Here is a 14,873-nt window from a genome sequence, read left to right on the forward strand (position 1 = left end):
GGGATCGCCACCAACCGAGTTCCGGCGAGATCGATCCGTTGCGGATATCAAACGGGATCGGGCTCACGCGATGTTGCGTGAGGTCAAAGGTCGGCGCGCGAAGTTTGGGCAGCGCTACTGTGCATGGGGTTGTTTTCGCGTTTTTCATTCTTGTTCTTGATTTGTTCCGTTTGCGTGCTATCTTGGCTTCATGAGTCCAGCATCTTCTTCTGCTCTCAAGCACCCGCCGGTCACGGCGCCCTCCGAGCCGGCGGGTGCGCCTGCTGATTTCCCCGAGCTTGGCGTCGCGATCGACCGCGCGCGCAGGCGGGGGCGCGGCGCACAGTCCAACGCCAGCGGCCGCTTTGAGGCCGAGGCGCGCGTCGCCTTCGACGATGGCTGGCAGAGCCTCGAAGAGCTGCCGCCATTCAAGACCTCGGTCGCGGTCGACACCTCGCGCAAGGTGATCACCCGCAACGACTCTCCCGACATCGGCTTCGATCGTTCGATCAATCCCTATCGGGGCTGCGAGCATGGCTGCGTCTATTGCTTCGCGCGGCCGACGCATGCCTATCTCGGCCTGTCGCCGGGGCTCGACTTCGAGTCAAAGCTGTTCGTGAAGCCGGAGGCGCCGGCGCTGCTCGGAAAGGAGCTTGCGGCCGCCGGCTACGAGCCGCGGATGATCGCGATCGGCACCAACACCGATCCCTATCAGCCGATCGAGCGCGAGCGCAAAATCATGCGCGGCATTCTGGAAGTGCTGGAGCGCACCGGCCATCCCGTCGGCATCGTCACCAAGTCCGCGCTGGTGGTGCGCGACATCGACATTCTCGCGCGCATGGCCAAGCGCAACCTCGCCAAGGTCGCGATCTCGGTGACGTCGCTGGACCCAAAACTCGCGCGCACCATGGAGCCGCGCGCCTCGACGCCGCCGAAGCGGCTTGAGGCGCTGAAACAGCTCTCGGACGCCGGCATTCCCACCACCGTGATGGTCGCGCCCGTGATCCCCGCGCTGAACGATTCCGAGATCGAGCGCATTCTGGATGCCGCAGCCCATGTCGGCGTCAAGGAAGCCTCCTACGTGCTGCTGCGGCTGCCGCTCGAGGTGCGCGATCTCTTCCGCGAATGGCTGATGGCGAACCATCCGGACCGCTATCGCCACGTCTTCACCCTGATCCGCGACATGCGCGGCGGCCGCGACTACGATGCGAAATGGGGCGAGCGGATGAAGGGCACGGGACCAATGGCCTGGACCATCGGCCGCCGCTTCGAGATCACCTGCGACAGGCTCGGCCTCAACAAGCGCCGCTCGAAGCTGACCACGGATCATTTTGCCAGGCCGAAGCAGAACGGCGAGCAGCTCAGCCTGTTCTGAGACGCGGAGCGAACGAGGTGTGTGATGAGTAAGGAACTTCCGGCTCCGGTGCCGCGACTCACGGTGATCACGTTGGGTGTGAGTGATATCCGCGCCAGCATCGCCTTTTACGACGCGCTCGGCTTTTCGCGCCGGCTGAAGGCGACCGGCGAAGCCGTTGCGTTCTTCGACACCGGCGGCCCGGTGCTCGGCCTGTTTCCCTGGGACCAGCTCGCAGCCGACGCCGAGCTGCCGGATCAGCCGAGGCCGGCAACGTTCCGCGGGGTGACGCTGGCGTGGAACTGCCGGACACGCGAGGAGGTCGACACCGTGCTGGCCTTTGCCATCGGCAAGGGCGCGAAGCTACTGAAGGCCGCGCACGAGACCGATTACGGCGGCTATTCCGGTTATTTTGCCGATCCCGACGGTCATCCCTGGGAGGTCGTCGTCGCGCCCGGCATCGAGGTCGGCGACGACCGGCGGGTGCATCTGGCGCAGTAGGCCTGTCTGAATAGCGGGAATTGCGGGGGGTTCCCGGTTGCGCTGGCCGGGTTGCTTGCGCACGATCCCGGCCATGATTCGGGACAAGTCTGCCAAGAAGCCGGCCAAGGACGGGCCAGAGAAGGACGTTGCCAAGAAGGCTGTGCCTGCGAAGCCGCCAAGCTTTCGCCGCGAGCGCGCGCTGATCAAGCGCGGCGTCTGGCCGGTCGCTGGCTGCGACGAGGCCGGCCGTGGGCCGCTGGCGGGCCCGGTGGTGGCGGCCGCGGTGATTCTCGATCCCGACCGCATTCCGCGCGGCATCGACGATTCCAAGCGGCTGACGGCGGAGGAGCGTGAAAAGCTGTTCGACAAGATCTGCGCGACCGCGCAGGTCTCTGTCGTCGTCGCCTCACGCGCCCGGATCGACCGCGACAACATTTTGCGCGCCTCGCTCTGGGCGCTGAAGCGTGCGGTGATTGCGTTGCCCGAGCCGCCGAAGCATGTCTTCGTCGACGGCCGCGACCGGCTCGATACGGCGTGCGACTGCGAGGCCGTGATCGGCGGCGACGGCATCGTGCTCTCGATCGCTGCGGCCTCGATCGTCGCCAAGGTGACGCGCGACCGGCTGATGTGCGCGCTGGCGCAGGATTGCCCGGGCTACGGTTTCGAGCAGCACAAGGGCTATGGCGTGCCTGAGCATCTCGACGCGCTCAATCGCCTCGGCCCCACAATCCACCACCGCAGCTTCTTCGCCCCGGTCGCGGCCGCCCGCGCCAAGCACATGCCCTGGACCGTCGAGCCCGCGCAGGACCTGTTCGAGGTCACCGAGGTCGAGGTGCAAATGGACGCGACCGTGGACATCGATACGTCAGCGAGCCTCTAGAGCAGACTGTCGTTGCCACGACGCGCAGCGCCCTTTATCAAAACAGGCGTGAGCGAATAGGGCCGGCTGGACGGGTTGGCTGCATCTTGCGGGCGTTGCATGCGGTTTACCTCTCTGGTCATCGAGCTCATCCGCGCCCGGCCGCGGCTGATCGTCTGGATTGCCGTGTTGCTGCAGGCCATGATGTGGCTGCTGGTGGCGCTGCTGTTCTACCGCAGCCCACCCGGCAGCCTCGCGACCCTGCTGGCCTTCGGCAGGGAATACCAGGTCGGTACTGATCTTGGCCCGCCTCTGTCGGTCTGGCTCGCCGACATCGCCTATCGCACCGCCGGCGGCCACATGTTGGGCGTCTACCTGCTCGCCGAGCTCTGCGAGATCGCAACCTTCATCACGCTCTATCACCTGGCGCGCGCCGTGGTCGGCTCCCAGCAGGCGGTGCTCGCCGTGCTCCTGACCATGACGGTGCTGGCCTTCTCGTCCTCCGCACTCGATTTCAGCCCCCTGGTCCTCGCACGGCCGCTCTGGGCGCTGCTGCTGCTGCATTCCTGGCAGATCATCGGCCAGCGCCGCGGCAATGCCTGGTTCGCCTGGTCGATCGAGGCCGGCCTGTTGCTGCTGACGACGCCGGCTGCGATCTTCCTGCTCGCATTGCTCGTCATCTTCGCGTTCACGACCGCCGGGGGCCGCCGGACATTGCGCGCGTTCGATCCGCTGTTCGCGCTCGTGGTCGTCGCCGTGCTGGCGCTGCCCTACGCCGTCTGGCTGACTCGCGCCGAGACCCTTGTGCTGCCGGCCCTGCCGCAAATTGCCGACCTCGGCGCCCGCGCGATCCACGCCGTCTGGCTGCTCGGCGGGCTCGTGCTCGGTGCGGTGGCGGTCCCGGTGCTGACCTTCCTCAACACGCCTCTGTTTGCCGGCAAGAGCGAGGAGGCGCCGATCATCTACCGGCCGCCGGTCGAGCCGCTTGCACGCAACTTCGTCTATTTCTTCGCGCTCGCGCCGGCGCTCGGTGCGGTCCTGATCTCCGGACTGTTCGGGCTCGATGCCGTCGTCGGCGGCGCCGGGGTCGTGCTGGTCATGTCGGGCCTCGCTATGGTCGTGGTGGCCGGCGATCTCATCGCGATGCGCGGCGCCCGCATGCTGCGCACGGTGTGGATCGCGGCCATCGTGGCGCCCGCCGCCGGCGTCGTGCTGGCCGTGCTGTTCCTGCCCTGGAGCGGCACCGGCGAGATCGGGACATCGATGCCGGCGCGCGCGATCTCGGACTTTTTCGACGACAGCTTCGCCCGCCGCACCAACCATCGCCTGCGCGCGGTCGCAGGTGAAACCCAGCTTGCAAGCCTGATCACGCTGCATTCCGGCCGGCCGCATCTCTTTATCGATGCTGATCCCGCGCGCACGCCGTGGATATCGCAAGCCAAATTCAGCGAGAGCGGCGGCGTCGTGGTCTGGCGCGCCTCCGATACCGCCGGCACGCCGCCGCCCGAAATCCTGGCGCGCTTCCCCGGCATCGTGCCGGAAGTGCCGCGTGCCTTCGAATGGCTGGTCAATGGCCGTCAAGGATTGTTGCGCATCGGCTGGGCGATCGTGCGGCCGAAGGGGGTTTAGCGACAAACATAGAAATCGGGTAGGCAAAGGCGCAAAGCGCCGTGCACACCGTCGAGTCTATCCGTCGTCGCGATAGTGGTGGGCACGCTCCGCTTTGCCCACCCTACGAGAGCTTGCTAGCCCGCCAGCACCTTCGCGATCGCCCGCAGATCCTGCCAGGCCAGGCGCTTGTAGGACGGCGAGCGCAGCAGATACGCCGGGTGGAAGGTCGGCAGCGCGCGGATGGTGCGTTGGCCCGTGTCGTAGTCGAACCAGCGTCCGCGCGTGCGCATGATGCCTTCCCGCGTCGACAGCAGCGTCTGCGTCGAGGGATTGCCGAGCGTCACCAGCACATCGGGGTTCACCAGCTCGATATGGCGCTGGATGAAGGGCAGGCACACTTGCGTCTCCTGCGGCGTCGGCGTGCGGTTGCCGGGCGGCCGCCAGGGAATGACGTTGGTGATGTAGGCCGTGGTCCGGTTGAGGCCTATGGCACCTATCATCAAATCGAGCAGCTTGCCGCTGCGTCCTACGAACGGCAGTCCCTCGATATCCTCGTCGCGGCCCGGCGCCTCGCCGACGAACATGATGCGCGCCTGCGGATTGCCGTCGGCAAACACCAGCCGCGTCGCAGTGTGCTTGAGCGCGCAGCCCTCGAAGTTCTGCATGAGCTCGCGCAAGGCCTCGAGCGTTGGCGCGGTGCGCGCGGCCTCGCGGGCCGAGGCAAGGGCGACGTCGGGCGCCGGTGCGGCCGCGCCGCGGATCACCGCAGGCGCGGCGACAGGCCGCGGTGCTTCGATCGGCGCCGCGCGCGGGGCCGGCGGCGGGGCGTCTAATTCCGTCAGGCGGTCGACCGGTTCCTCGGCGAGCGCGCAATCGACACCGGCCTCCAGATAGAAGGCGAGAAGCTCTCGGACGGTGGGTGCGGGCTCGGGGATCATTTGGAAAGTCAGACTATTAGATCATCTTAAGGCGCCTTGCATCCCAGCGGAACGCATTTCCGTGGTTGTCCTACCCGGAAAAATCGGAAACAAGGGAGCGCAAATGACGAGGAACCGTCTCAAGGGCTGAGATCAGATGAGCACCGAAGAACTTCCCCCGCGCGAATCCATGGAATTCGACGTCGTCATCGTCGGCGCCGGCCCCTCGGGCCTGGCTGCGGCGATCCGGCTGAAGCACATCAATGCCGATCTCAACGTCGTCGTGGTGGAGAAGGGCTCCGAGGTCGGTGCGCACATTCTCTCCGGCGCCGTGATCGATCCGGCCGGGCTCGACAAGCTGATCCCGGACTGGCGCGAAGATTCCGATTGCACATTGAAGACGCAAGTCAAGGACGACCGCTTCTACTGGATGACGGCCGGCGGCGCGATCAAGCTGCCGAACTTCATGATGCCGCCGCTGATGGACAACCATCACTGCTATATCGGCTCGCTCGGCAATGTCTGCCGCTGGCTGGCGCGCAAGGCCGAGGCGCTCGGCGTCGAGATCTATCCGGGCTTTGCCGCCACCGAAGTGCTCTATGACGAGACGGGCGCGGTGAAGGGCATCGCCACCGGCGACATGGGCATTGGCCGCGACGGCAAGCCGAAGGACTCCTTCACCCGCGGCATGGAGTTGCTCGGCAAGTACACGCTGTTCGCCGAAGGCGCACGCGGCAGCCTGACCAAGCAGCTCATCAACAAATTCGCACTGGATGCCAAAAGCGAGCCGGCGAAGTTCGGCATCGGCCTGAAGGAAGTCTGGCAGATCGATCCCGCCAAGCACCAGAAGGGCATGATCCAGCATTCGTTCGGCTGGCCGCTCGACCTGAAGACCGGCGGTGGCTCGTTCCTCTATCATTACGACGACAATCTCGTCGCCGTCGGCTTCGTCGTGCATCTGAACTACGAGGATCCGTACCTGTCGCCGTTCGACGAATTCCAGCGCTTCAAGACCCATCCCTCGATCCGCGGTACCTTCGAAGGTGCCAAGCGCCTTGCTTATGGCGCGCGCGCCATCACCGAAGGCGGTTACCAGTCGGTGCCAAAGCTGACTTTCCCCGGCGGCGCGCTGGTCGGCTGTGCGGCCGGCTTCGTCAACGTGCCGCGCATCAAGGGCGTGCACAATGCGATGGGCACCGGCATGTTGGCTGCCGAGCATGTCGCCGCCGCACTCGCGGCCGATCGGGCCAACGACGAGATCGTCGACTTCGAGAACGCGTGGCGGTCCTCGTCGGTCGGCAAGGATCTATTCCTGGTCCGCAACGTCAAGCCGCTGTGGTCGAAGTTCGGCACCGTGCTCGGCGTGGCGCTCGGCGGCTTCGACATGTGGTTCAATACGCTGTTCGGCACCTCGCTGTTCGGCACGCAGTCGCATGCCAAGCCCGACCGTTCGACGCTCGATCCGGCCAAGCAACACGCGCCGAGGAGCTATCCGAAGCCGGACGGCAAGATCACCTTCGACAAGCTGTCCTCGGTGTTCCTGTCCAACACCAACCATGAGGAGGATCAGCCGGTCCATCTTCGCGTGGCCGACATGAACCTGCAGAAGATGTCCGAGCATGACGTGTTCGCCGGTCCCTCGAACCGCTATTGCCCGGCCGGCGTCTATGAGTGGGTCGAGGAGGGCGCGAGCCCGCGCTACCAGATCAACGCCCAGAACTGCGTCCACTGCAAAACCTGTGACGTGAAGGACCCCAACGGCAACATCACCTGGGTTCCCCCGGAGGGCGGCGGCGGACCGAACTACGAGGCGATGTAAGGGCGCACCTGGCCACCAAATAGGTCCGAAGGGTGATGCAGCGCACGTTCGCGTGAGGACCGGGCTGCGACGGATGCTCCCGGCCACGATAAGGCCATAGTAGCGGCGTCTTGAGGCGCTCTTGACCGGTCACTTGACTGAGCACTTGGCCGATTTGGGGCGTGCGGAGGGGACCGCCCGGTCCGAATCCTTGCGGTGAAGCGCCAAAAGCGGCATTGTCCCGACCCGACGGTTCCGGGTCCCGATGTCGCCGGCCGCGTTCGCGTGCGAGACGGCCTTTTGCTTCAAACCCAGGCACTACCAACTCAAGGCGAGCCCTGATGTTTTCAAATCGTTTCAACCGCTGGACTGCTGCTGCCATCGCCCTTGCCGGCTCTGCGATCGTGGCGGTCCCTGGCGGGGTGCTGGCGCAGACGCCGGATCATCCGGCCGACACGGCGGCGCAGTTTCCGAGCCGAAACGATCTGAAGTCGCTCACCACCGCCGGCAGCTATCTCGCCGCCCGTCACGCCAGCGTCGAGCGCGACGCGACCTCCGCCGCCGCCTTCTACCGCTCCGCGCTGCGGACCGATCCCAAGAACAACGAGCTGCTCGACCGCGCCTTCATCTCCTCGGTCGGCGATGGCGACATTGAAGAAGCGGTCAAGCTCGCCGAGCGCATCCTCGCCATCGACAAGACCAACCGGGTCGCGCGTCTCGTGGTTGGCGTGCATGATTTGAAGCTGAAGAAATATCCGAGCGCACAGAGCAACATCAACCAGTCGGTTCGCGGACCGATTACCGATCTCGTCGCGACGCTGCTGTCCGGGTGGGCCGCCTATGGTGCGGGCGATGCCAAGGGAGCGGTCGCGACCATCGACAAGCTGGCGGGCCCGGAATGGTATCCGCTGTTCAAGGACCTGCACGCCGGCATGATCCTCGAGAACGCCGGCAAGGAGAAGGAGGCGGGCGCCCGCTTCGAGCGCGCCTACAAGCTCGACGATTCCATGCTGCGCGTTAGCGAGGCCTATGCGCGCTGGCTGTCGCGCAACAAGGACGCCGCCTCGGCGACCGCGATCTATGAAGCCTTCGACAAGAAGCTCGCCCGCCATCCGCTGATCGTGGAAGGGCTGCGCGAAACCAAGGCCGGCAAGAAGCTGCCGTCGCTGGTCGATTCCGCGCAGGCCGGTGCGGCCGAGGCGCTCTACGGCATCGGCGCCACGCTGACCCGCCGCGGCGGTGAGGATCTGGCGCTGGTCTATCTCCAGCTCGCGCTCTACCTTCAGCCCACTCATCCGCTGGCCTTGCTCTCGCTCGCCGACCTCTATGAATCAGTGAAGCGACCGCAGATGGCGATCAAGATCTATGAGCGGGTCCCGTCGGGCTCGCCCCTCAAGCGCAACGCGCAGATCCAGCTCGCCATTGACCTGGATTCCGCCGACCGCACCGACGATGCGATCAAGATCCTCAAGGGCGTGACCGCCGAGGATTCCAAGGATCTCGAAGCCATCATGGCGCTCGGCAATCTTGAGCGCGGCCGCAAGAAGTTCGGCGACTGCGGCGCGACCTATTCGCGGGGCATCGACGTACTGCCGGCCGGCAACGACAAGGCCAACAGCGTCTGGTATTACTATCGCGGCATCTGCGAGGAGCGCTCCAAGGAATGGGGCAAGGCCGAAGCCGACATGAAGAAGGCGCTCGAGCTGCAGCCCGACCAGCCGCATGTCCTCAACTATCTCGGCTATTCCTGGATCGATCAGGGCGTGAACCTCGACGAAGGCATGAAAATGATCAAGCGTGCCGTCGAGCAGCGTCCCGACGACGGCTACATCGTCGATTCCCTCGGCTGGGCCTATTACCGCATCGGCAATTACGAAGAGGCGGTGAAGAACCTCGAGCGCGCGATCGACCTCAAGCCCGAGGACCCCACCATCAACGACCATCTCGGCGACGCCTACTGGCGCGTCGGCCGCACGCTGGAGGCCAAATTCCAGTGGGCGCATGCGCGCGATCTCAAGCCCGAGCCGGACGAGCTGCCGAAGATCGAGGCCAAGATCGCCAACGGCATGACGGATGACAATTCGAACGCTTCGAACTCTTCGGCCGCGCAGGCGGACAAGAAGAAGGACGACGGCAAGGGCGGTTGATCCAAGTAACTGGGGGCATATCGCCGATGCCGGCGTTGGTTGAAGAGGGACGCGCGAAGGTCAATTTGAGCCTTCGCGTGGTCGGCCGTCGTGCCGACGGCTATCATGATCTCGAAAGCGTGGTTGCGTTTGCCGATTGTGCCGACCGGCTCACGCTGGAGCCGGGTGGCGAGCTCAGGCTTGCGACCACCGGGCCGCTTGCCGCGGCCTGCGGCGAGACCTCGGACAATCTCGTGTTCAAGGCCGCAAAACTGCTGGCCGACGCGGTGCCGAATTTGAAGCTCGGCGCTTTCGCGCTCGACAAGGTCTTGCCGGTCGCAGCCGGTATCGGCGGCGGTTCGGCCGACGCCGCGGCGGCGCTGCGGCTGCTCGCGCGCCTCAACAATTTGTCGCTCGATGATCCCCGGCTGAAAGAGGTCGCGCTCGCGACCGGCGCCGACGTGCCGGTGTGCCTGTTCTCGCGCGCCTGCGACATGACCGGGGTCGGCGAGCAGTTGCTGCCGCTGGCGTTGCCAAGCATGCCCTGCGTGATGATCAATCCGCGCGTGCCGGTTGCGACCAAGGACGTGTTTAGGGAGTTGGGCCTGCGCAACGGCGAGCTTCTGGTCGGCGCCACTGATGTCCTCGAAGCTCCGGCCTGGCCGGAGCAGGGCGGGTCGATTGACGATTGGGTCGATGTTCTCGAAACCGTTGCCAATGATCTCGAGGCCCCTGCGCTGCGCATCGAGCCTGTCATCGGTGACGTGCTGGAGGCCTTGCGCTCTTCCGCCGGCGTCAAGCTGGCGCGGATGTCCGGCTCGGGCGCGACGTGCTTTGCGATCTACGGCACGGCCGTGGAGGCACATGCCGCTGCCGAGGAAATTCGGCGCGCCCACTCCGGCTGGTGGGTGCATGCGGGAACGTTGAGCTAAACGGGACTGCCGTAGGGTGGGCAAAGCGCAGCGTGCCCACCTCCTCGTTGGCGTGATCTGGATGCATGGTGGGCACGGCGCTATCGCGCCTTTGCCCACCCTACGGCAGCGGAGCTAATCGGCGCCATCTTCGGCAAGCCCGAGAAACTGCCGGATCTCACCCAGCACCTCTTCCGGCTTGTCGTGCTGCAGCCAGTGCCCGGCACCGGCAATGGTCTCGATGCGCGCCTGTTGGAAATAGCGCTCCAGTCCTGCGGCCCTGGCGCCGGCGAGAAAGCTTTCGCTGGCATTGAGCAGCAGCGTGGGGCAAGCGATGCGCGACCACAGCGCGACGTGGTCGTCCGGCCAGAGCCGGTGCGGCGCGGAGGCGCGCTGGTACGGATCGAACTTCCAGCTGTAGGTGCCATCCTCGTTCCGGCGCGCGCCGTGCGTGGCAAGATGCAGCGCGAGGTCAGGGGCCAGGCGCTTGTTGTGAAGCACCATCTGCGCGGCCGCGTCCTCGAGGGTCGCATAGCGGCGCGGCGTGCGGTCGTGCAATCTGTCGAGCTGTGCGACCCATTTGCTGATGCGCTCATGCGTCGGCGGTTTTGGTGAATCCGGCAACATCGTCACACCGTCGAGCACGACGAGCCTGGAGACCAGCTCAGGGAACGATCCCGAAAAGATCAGGCTCACCATGCCGCCCATCGAATGGCCGATGAGCGTCACTTGAGGCGCTGCAATGCTGCGGACGAGCTGGGCGAGATCGTAGACATACTCCGTCAGCGCGTAGCTGCCGCCCTTGGTCCAGTCGGAATCGCCGTGGCCGCGCAGATCGGGCGCGATCACATGGAAGTACGGCTGCAACGAGCGGGCGATGGCATCCCAGCTCCGGCAGTGATCGCGGCCGCCATGGACCAGGACAAGCGGTGGTGCGTGCTCGTTGCCCCAGTCGGCATAATGCAGCCGCAAGCCATGGGACTCGTAGTGGCGACTTTGCGGGGCGGTCATCGTGGGCTACCCGTTCACCGGCCGGCGCGCCAGCGCGAGCGACAGGCCGAGGCCGGCAATGAAGACGCCGGAGCCTTGGGTGAGGCGACGCATCAGACGCGGCCGTCCGATCAGTTGCGCGCGTGTCGCCGATGCCATCAGCACCACGACGACATCGGCGAGTGTGTTCAGTGTCACCGAGATGGCGCCGAGCATAATGAATTGCAGCGTGGGGCTCGCTCCCGCGGGATCGAGGAATTGCGGAATGAAGGCGAGGAAGAACGCTGCGGTCTTCGGGTTCAACGCCTCGACCAGCACGCCGTCGCGGAACGCGCGCTTGTCCCCGACAGGCTCGCCCTCGAGCGACAGCGCTTGGCCGGCACTGCGAAAAGTCTTGATGCCGAGCCAGACCAGATACAGCGCGCCAACGAACTTCACGACCGCAAACAGCTCGGCGCTCGCCAGGATGATCGCGGAGATGCCAAGACCACCCGCGACGACATGGACCAATCCGCCCAGCGCCGTGCCCGCGGTCGAGGCAAAGCCACTGGCGCGCCCTTCCGACAGGGTTCGCGCCGCGACGTAGAAGATGCCGGGGCCGGGAATGGCGGCAATGACGAGGGCGGCGGCGAGGAACAGCCAGAAATTCGTATGAACCATCCCATTTTCGTAGCGCAGTGCGCCGCGATTGCAAGACCTGTCGTTTAGCCCATGCGGCGGAAGATCGCGCTGGCGTTCACCCCGCCGAAGCCGAAGCCGTTGGAGATGGCGTTGAGCATCGGCATCGGCCGTGCGCTGCCTGAGACGATGTCGATACCTTCCGCGCCCGGATCGGCGTTTTCGAAATTGAGCGTCGGCGGTGCGATCTGGTCGCGCAAGGCGAGCACGGTGAAGATCGCTTCCAGACCGCCGGCCGCGCCAAGCAGATGGCCGGTGGCCGATTTGGTCGCACTGACCGCGATTGTCTTGTTGCGGCCAAACAGCGCAGCGATCGCGCCGAGCTCGCTCTCGTCGCCGGCCGGCGTCGACGTCGCATGCGCGTTGAGGTGCTGCAGGTCCGCCGGCGCAAGGTTCGCCTGCCGGAGCGCGATCTCCATCGCACGGCGGGCGCCGTCGCCATCGGGCGGGCCTGATGTCATGTGATAGGCGTCCGCGGTGGTGCCATATCCGACAATCTCGGCGATCGGCGTGGCGCCGCGCGCGAGCGCATGTTCCATATCCTCGATCACCAGAATGCCGGCACCTTCGCCCATGACAAAACCGTCGCGGTCGCGATCGAACGGGCGCGAGGCGCGGGCCGGCTCGTCGTTGAACCCGCTCGATAGCGCGCGTGCCGCCGCAAAGCCGCCGAGGCTGACGATATCGATGCAGGCTTCCGCACCGCCGCAGATCGCGACATCGGCCTCGCCCGCGCGGATCATGCGCGCGGCATCGCCGATCGCCTGCACGCCGGCAGCGCACGCCGTGACCGGCGTGCCCAGTGCGCCCTTGTAGCCGTATTTGATCGAGACGTGGCCGGCGGCGAGATTGGCGAGAAACGAGGGGATCGTGAACGGCGACAGCCGGCGCGGGCCGCGCTGCTCGGTGATGCGCACGGCCTCCGCCATCGCCGGGAAGCCGCCGACGCCGGAGCCGATGATGGTCACGGTCCGCTCCAGCGATGCAGCATCCTGCGGCGTCCATTTGGCCTGCGCGACCGCCTCCGCCGTGGCGAGCAGCGCAAACAGGATGAAGCGGTCCATCTTGCGCTGATCTTTCGGCGCAGCCGCCGCTGCGGGATCGAAACCGCCGTCTGCATCGTCGGCCTTGTCGGGCACGAGACCGGCAATGCGTGCGGGCAGCGCCTGCGACCATTGGGGCAGCGGGCGCAACCCGCTTTGACCGGCGAGCAGCCGGCGCCAGGACAATTCGACACCACAGCCGAGCGGCGACACCGCGCCCATTCCCGTCACGACGATACGACGCATGTCAGTCTCCAACCAGCGCGACCGCCGGGTTCATGGCTTTGAGCGAGGTGAGCCGCCGCCGCATCAGGCGGCTCGCGCCCGGGCCTGCGATCACCACCGCATTGGTGAGCGTGATTGGCTGCATGTCGGCGGCATCGACCACGACCGGATCGAGCGGCCGGCGATCGTCCCGGTTCGCCAGCAGGATGGCTTCGCCTTTCGGGGCGAGATGCTTGTTGCCCCAGGCGAGCAGCGTGGCGATCACGGGGAAGAAATCCCGCGCCTTGTCCGTCAGCACATATTCGTAACGCGGCGGCCGCTCGTGATAGCGGCGGCGGACGAACATGCCGCTCTTGGTGAGATGGGCAAGACGCCGCGACAGGATGTTCGGCGCGATGCCGAGATTGCGCTCGAACTCGTCAAACCGCCTCGAGCCCTGAAACGCATCCCGCAGGATCAAAATGCTCCACCACTCGCCAACCGTCTCCACGGCGCGGCCGACCGGACATTCCAGGATCGAAGGGGATTTGGGCTGCATGGCGGGAAGGTAGGTGAGTGACTTGTGAAATGCAAGTCACAGGGCGACGGCCGTGCGGCACACGAGGTGGGCAGCGCGCACACATCTATCGCCGTCATCCTGAGGCGCGAGCGCAGCGAGCCTCGAAGGGCGACGGCCCGGATGCATCTCGGCCGTGCATCCTTCGAGGCTCGCCATGCTGCGCATGACGCGCACCTCAGGATGACGGGGCAAACACCGGTGCGGAATCCTTAAGAGAGCAGAGGCCGCGTCGCCTAATGCGACCTTGCCAGGCAGAACGCCACCACCTGCTCCAGCGCGCTTTTCATCGGCGAGGACGGGAACAGCGCCAGTGCATCAACGGCCATGGCACCGTAGTGCTGGGCACGGCTCAGCGTGTCCTCGAGGGCGCGGTGCTTGTTCATCAGGCCGATGGCATGATCGAGGTCGCTGTCGCCGATCTCGCCGCGCTCGAGCGCCTTGATCCAGAAGGCCCGCTCGGTGTCGTTGCCGCGGCGGAAGGCGAACACGACGGGCAGCGTGATCTTGCCCTCGCGAAAGTCGTCGCCGGTGTTCTTGCCGAGCTTTGCGCTCTTGCCGCCATAGTCGAGTACGTCATCGACGAGCTGGAAGGCGATGCCGAGGTTCATGCCGACCGAGCGGCAGGCGGTCTGCTCCGCCTTGGGGCGGTTGGCGATCACGGGGCCGACCTCGCAGGCGGCGGCGAACAGCTCGGCGGTCTTGCCGCGGATCACGGCGAGATATTCGTCCTCGGTGGTCGCGGTGTTCTTGGCGGCGGCGAGCTGCATCACCTCGCCCTCGGCGATAGTGGCGGCGGCAGCAGACAGGATGTCGAGCGCGCGCAGCGAGCCGACCTCGACCATCATGCGGAAGGCTTGTCCCAGCAGGAAGTCGCCGACCAACACGCTCGCCTCATTGCCCCAGAGCATGCGCGCGGAGAGCTTGCCGCGGCGCATCTCGCTCTCGTCGACGACGTCGTCGTGGAGGAGCGTGGCGGTGTGCATGAACTCGACGGAGGCAGCTAACTTGATGTGGCCGTCGCCGCTGTAGCCGGCGAGGTTGGCCATGGCGAGCGTCAGCATCGGCCGCAGCCGCTTGCCTCCGGAGGAGATGAGGTGGTTGGCGACCTCCGGGATCATGGTCACGTCCGACCCGGTCCGCGACAGGATCGTGGCATTGACGCGCTCCATATCAGGGGCGACAAGGGCAACCAGCTCTTCGATCGACGCGCCGGGAGTTTCGAAAGGTACGATGACGGCCACGCCGGTCTCCAATATTTGCCCCGGAAGGGCTATTCTGATGGAAAGACAATAGAAACTGGACGGGGATGCGGCAAGGCCTGTGCAACCATTGACATTTGC

13 protein-coding genes are annotated in these 14,873 nt (G+C 65.9%); 7 read left to right on the forward strand and 6 right to left on the reverse strand.

The window, feature by feature from the left end; all coding sequences use genetic code 11:
• Nucleotides 1–190: 190 nt before the first annotated feature.
• The 4 genes from ACP2YP_RS10210 (at nt 191) to ACP2YP_RS10225 (ending at nt 4,304) form a co-directional block, all read left to right on the forward strand.
• Complete coding sequence (locus ACP2YP_RS10210; protein WP_426423999.1) at nt 191–1,354, forward strand: PA0069 family radical SAM protein; 1,164 nt, start codon at nt 191–193, stop codon at nt 1,352–1,354.
• A 24-nt stretch (nt 1,355–1,378) separates the two neighbouring features.
• Nucleotides 1,379–1,834 (forward strand): VOC family protein, encoded by a 456-nt coding sequence (locus ACP2YP_RS10215; RefSeq protein WP_426424000.1) that lies wholly within the window; start codon nt 1,379–1,381, stop codon nt 1,832–1,834.
• A gap of 73 nt (nt 1,835–1,907) precedes the next feature.
• Complete coding sequence (locus tag ACP2YP_RS10220) at nt 1,908–2,696, forward strand: ribonuclease HII (RefSeq protein ID WP_426424001.1); 789 nt, start codon at nt 1,908–1,910, stop codon at nt 2,694–2,696.
• 99 nt (nt 2,697–2,795) lie between these two features.
• Nucleotides 2,796–4,304, forward strand: a complete 1,509-nt coding sequence (locus ACP2YP_RS10225; protein WP_426424002.1) for a glycosyltransferase family 39 protein — start codon at nt 2,796–2,798, stop codon at nt 4,302–4,304.
• Between the two features lie 116 nt (nt 4,305–4,420).
• Here the strand turns inward: ACP2YP_RS10225 and ACP2YP_RS10230 are convergent, their stop codons facing one another.
• Nucleotides 4,421–5,224, reverse strand: coding sequence for a uracil-DNA glycosylase (locus ACP2YP_RS10230; protein WP_426424003.1), 804 nt, complete (start codon nt 5,222–5,224; stop codon nt 4,421–4,423).
• Nucleotides 5,225–5,360: 136 nt separating this feature from the next.
• On the opposite strand from ACP2YP_RS10230, the gene ACP2YP_RS10235 reads away from it, so the two are divergent.
• The 3 genes from ACP2YP_RS10235 (at nt 5,361) to ACP2YP_RS10245 (ending at nt 10,059) form a co-directional block, all read left to right on the forward strand.
• A complete protein-coding gene (locus tag ACP2YP_RS10235; protein WP_426424004.1) occupies nt 5,361–7,022 on the forward strand; it encodes an electron transfer flavoprotein-ubiquinone oxidoreductase in 1,662 nt (553 codons plus the stop codon).
• Between the two features lie 320 nt (nt 7,023–7,342).
• The gene (locus tag ACP2YP_RS10240; protein WP_426424005.1) at nt 7,343–9,148 is read left to right on the forward strand and encodes a tetratricopeptide repeat protein; all 1,806 of its coding nucleotides are present in this window, start codon (nt 7,343–7,345) and stop codon (nt 9,146–9,148) included.
• A gap of 26 nt (nt 9,149–9,174) precedes the next feature.
• Nucleotides 9,175–10,059 (forward strand): 4-(cytidine 5'-diphospho)-2-C-methyl-D-erythritol kinase, encoded by an 885-nt coding sequence (locus ACP2YP_RS10245; protein ID WP_426424006.1) that lies wholly within the window; start codon nt 9,175–9,177, stop codon nt 10,057–10,059.
• 114 nt (nt 10,060–10,173) lie between these two features.
• Here ACP2YP_RS10245 and ACP2YP_RS10250 read toward each other — a convergent pair whose 3' ends face one another.
• From ACP2YP_RS10250 to ACP2YP_RS10270, 5 genes are all read right to left on the reverse strand, one after another.
• Nucleotides 10,174–11,049: an alpha/beta fold hydrolase gene (locus ACP2YP_RS10250; protein ID WP_426424007.1), complete on the reverse strand. Its 876-nt coding sequence runs from the start codon at nt 11,047–11,049 to the stop codon at nt 10,174–10,176.
• Nucleotides 11,050–11,055: 6 nt separating this feature from the next.
• Nucleotides 11,056–11,688 carry a LysE family translocator gene (locus ACP2YP_RS10255; RefSeq protein ID WP_426424008.1) on the reverse strand — a complete coding sequence of 211 codons (633 nt, stop codon included), beginning with the start codon at nt 11,686–11,688 and terminating at the stop codon, nt 11,056–11,058.
• 44 nt (nt 11,689–11,732) lie between these two features.
• Complete coding sequence (fabF, locus tag ACP2YP_RS10260) at nt 11,733–12,995, reverse strand: beta-ketoacyl-ACP synthase II (protein ID WP_426424009.1); 1,263 nt, start codon at nt 12,993–12,995, stop codon at nt 11,733–11,735.
• Nucleotide 12,996: 1 nt separating this feature from the next.
• Complete coding sequence (locus tag ACP2YP_RS10265; RefSeq protein ID WP_426424010.1) at nt 12,997–13,512, reverse strand: winged helix-turn-helix transcriptional regulator; 516 nt, start codon at nt 13,510–13,512, stop codon at nt 12,997–12,999.
• Between the two features lie 254 nt (nt 13,513–13,766).
• Nucleotides 13,767–14,774, reverse strand: a complete 1,008-nt coding sequence (locus tag ACP2YP_RS10270) for a polyprenyl synthetase family protein (RefSeq protein ID WP_426424011.1) — start codon at nt 14,772–14,774, stop codon at nt 13,767–13,769.
• Nucleotides 14,775–14,873: the final 99 nt, after the last annotated feature.

Origin of the sequence: Bradyrhizobium genosp. A (assembly GCF_049949275.1) — a bacterium.
In the GTDB taxonomy this organism is placed as follows: Bacteria; Pseudomonadota; Alphaproteobacteria; order Rhizobiales; family Xanthobacteraceae; genus Bradyrhizobium.

What these genes read in the sequence shown, in the direction of transcription:
- ACP2YP_RS10210 (WP_426423999.1), top strand. Translation starts at nt 191, where the DNA reads ATGAGTCCAGCATCTTCTTCTGCTCTCAAGCACCCGCCGGTCACGGCG.
- ACP2YP_RS10215 (WP_426424000.1), top strand. Translation starts at nt 1,379, where the DNA reads ATGAGTAAGGAACTTCCGGCTCCGGTGCCGCGACTCACGGTGATCACG.
- ACP2YP_RS10220 (WP_426424001.1), top strand. Translation starts at nt 1,908, where the DNA reads ATGATTCGGGACAAGTCTGCCAAGAAGCCGGCCAAGGACGGGCCAGAG.
- ACP2YP_RS10225 (WP_426424002.1), top strand. Translation starts at nt 2,796, where the DNA reads ATGCGGTTTACCTCTCTGGTCATCGAGCTCATCCGCGCCCGGCCGCGG.
- ACP2YP_RS10230 (WP_426424003.1), bottom strand. Translation starts at nt 5,224, where the DNA reads ATGATCCCCGAGCCCGCACCCACCGTCCGAGAGCTTCTCGCCTTCTAT.
- ACP2YP_RS10235 (WP_426424004.1), top strand. Translation starts at nt 5,361, where the DNA reads ATGAGCACCGAAGAACTTCCCCCGCGCGAATCCATGGAATTCGACGTC.
- ACP2YP_RS10240 (WP_426424005.1), top strand. Translation starts at nt 7,343, where the DNA reads ATGTTTTCAAATCGTTTCAACCGCTGGACTGCTGCTGCCATCGCCCTT.
- ACP2YP_RS10245 (WP_426424006.1), top strand. Translation starts at nt 9,175, where the DNA reads ATGCCGGCGTTGGTTGAAGAGGGACGCGCGAAGGTCAATTTGAGCCTT.
- ACP2YP_RS10250 (WP_426424007.1), bottom strand. Translation starts at nt 11,049, where the DNA reads ATGACCGCCCCGCAAAGTCGCCACTACGAGTCCCATGGCTTGCGGCTG.
- ACP2YP_RS10255 (WP_426424008.1), bottom strand. Translation starts at nt 11,688, where the DNA reads ATGGTTCATACGAATTTCTGGCTGTTCCTCGCCGCCGCCCTCGTCATT.
- fabF (WP_426424009.1), bottom strand. Translation starts at nt 12,995, where the DNA reads ATGCGTCGTATCGTCGTGACGGGAATGGGCGCGGTGTCGCCGCTCGGC.
- ACP2YP_RS10265 (WP_426424010.1), bottom strand. Translation starts at nt 13,512, where the DNA reads ATGCAGCCCAAATCCCCTTCGATCCTGGAATGTCCGGTCGGCCGCGCC.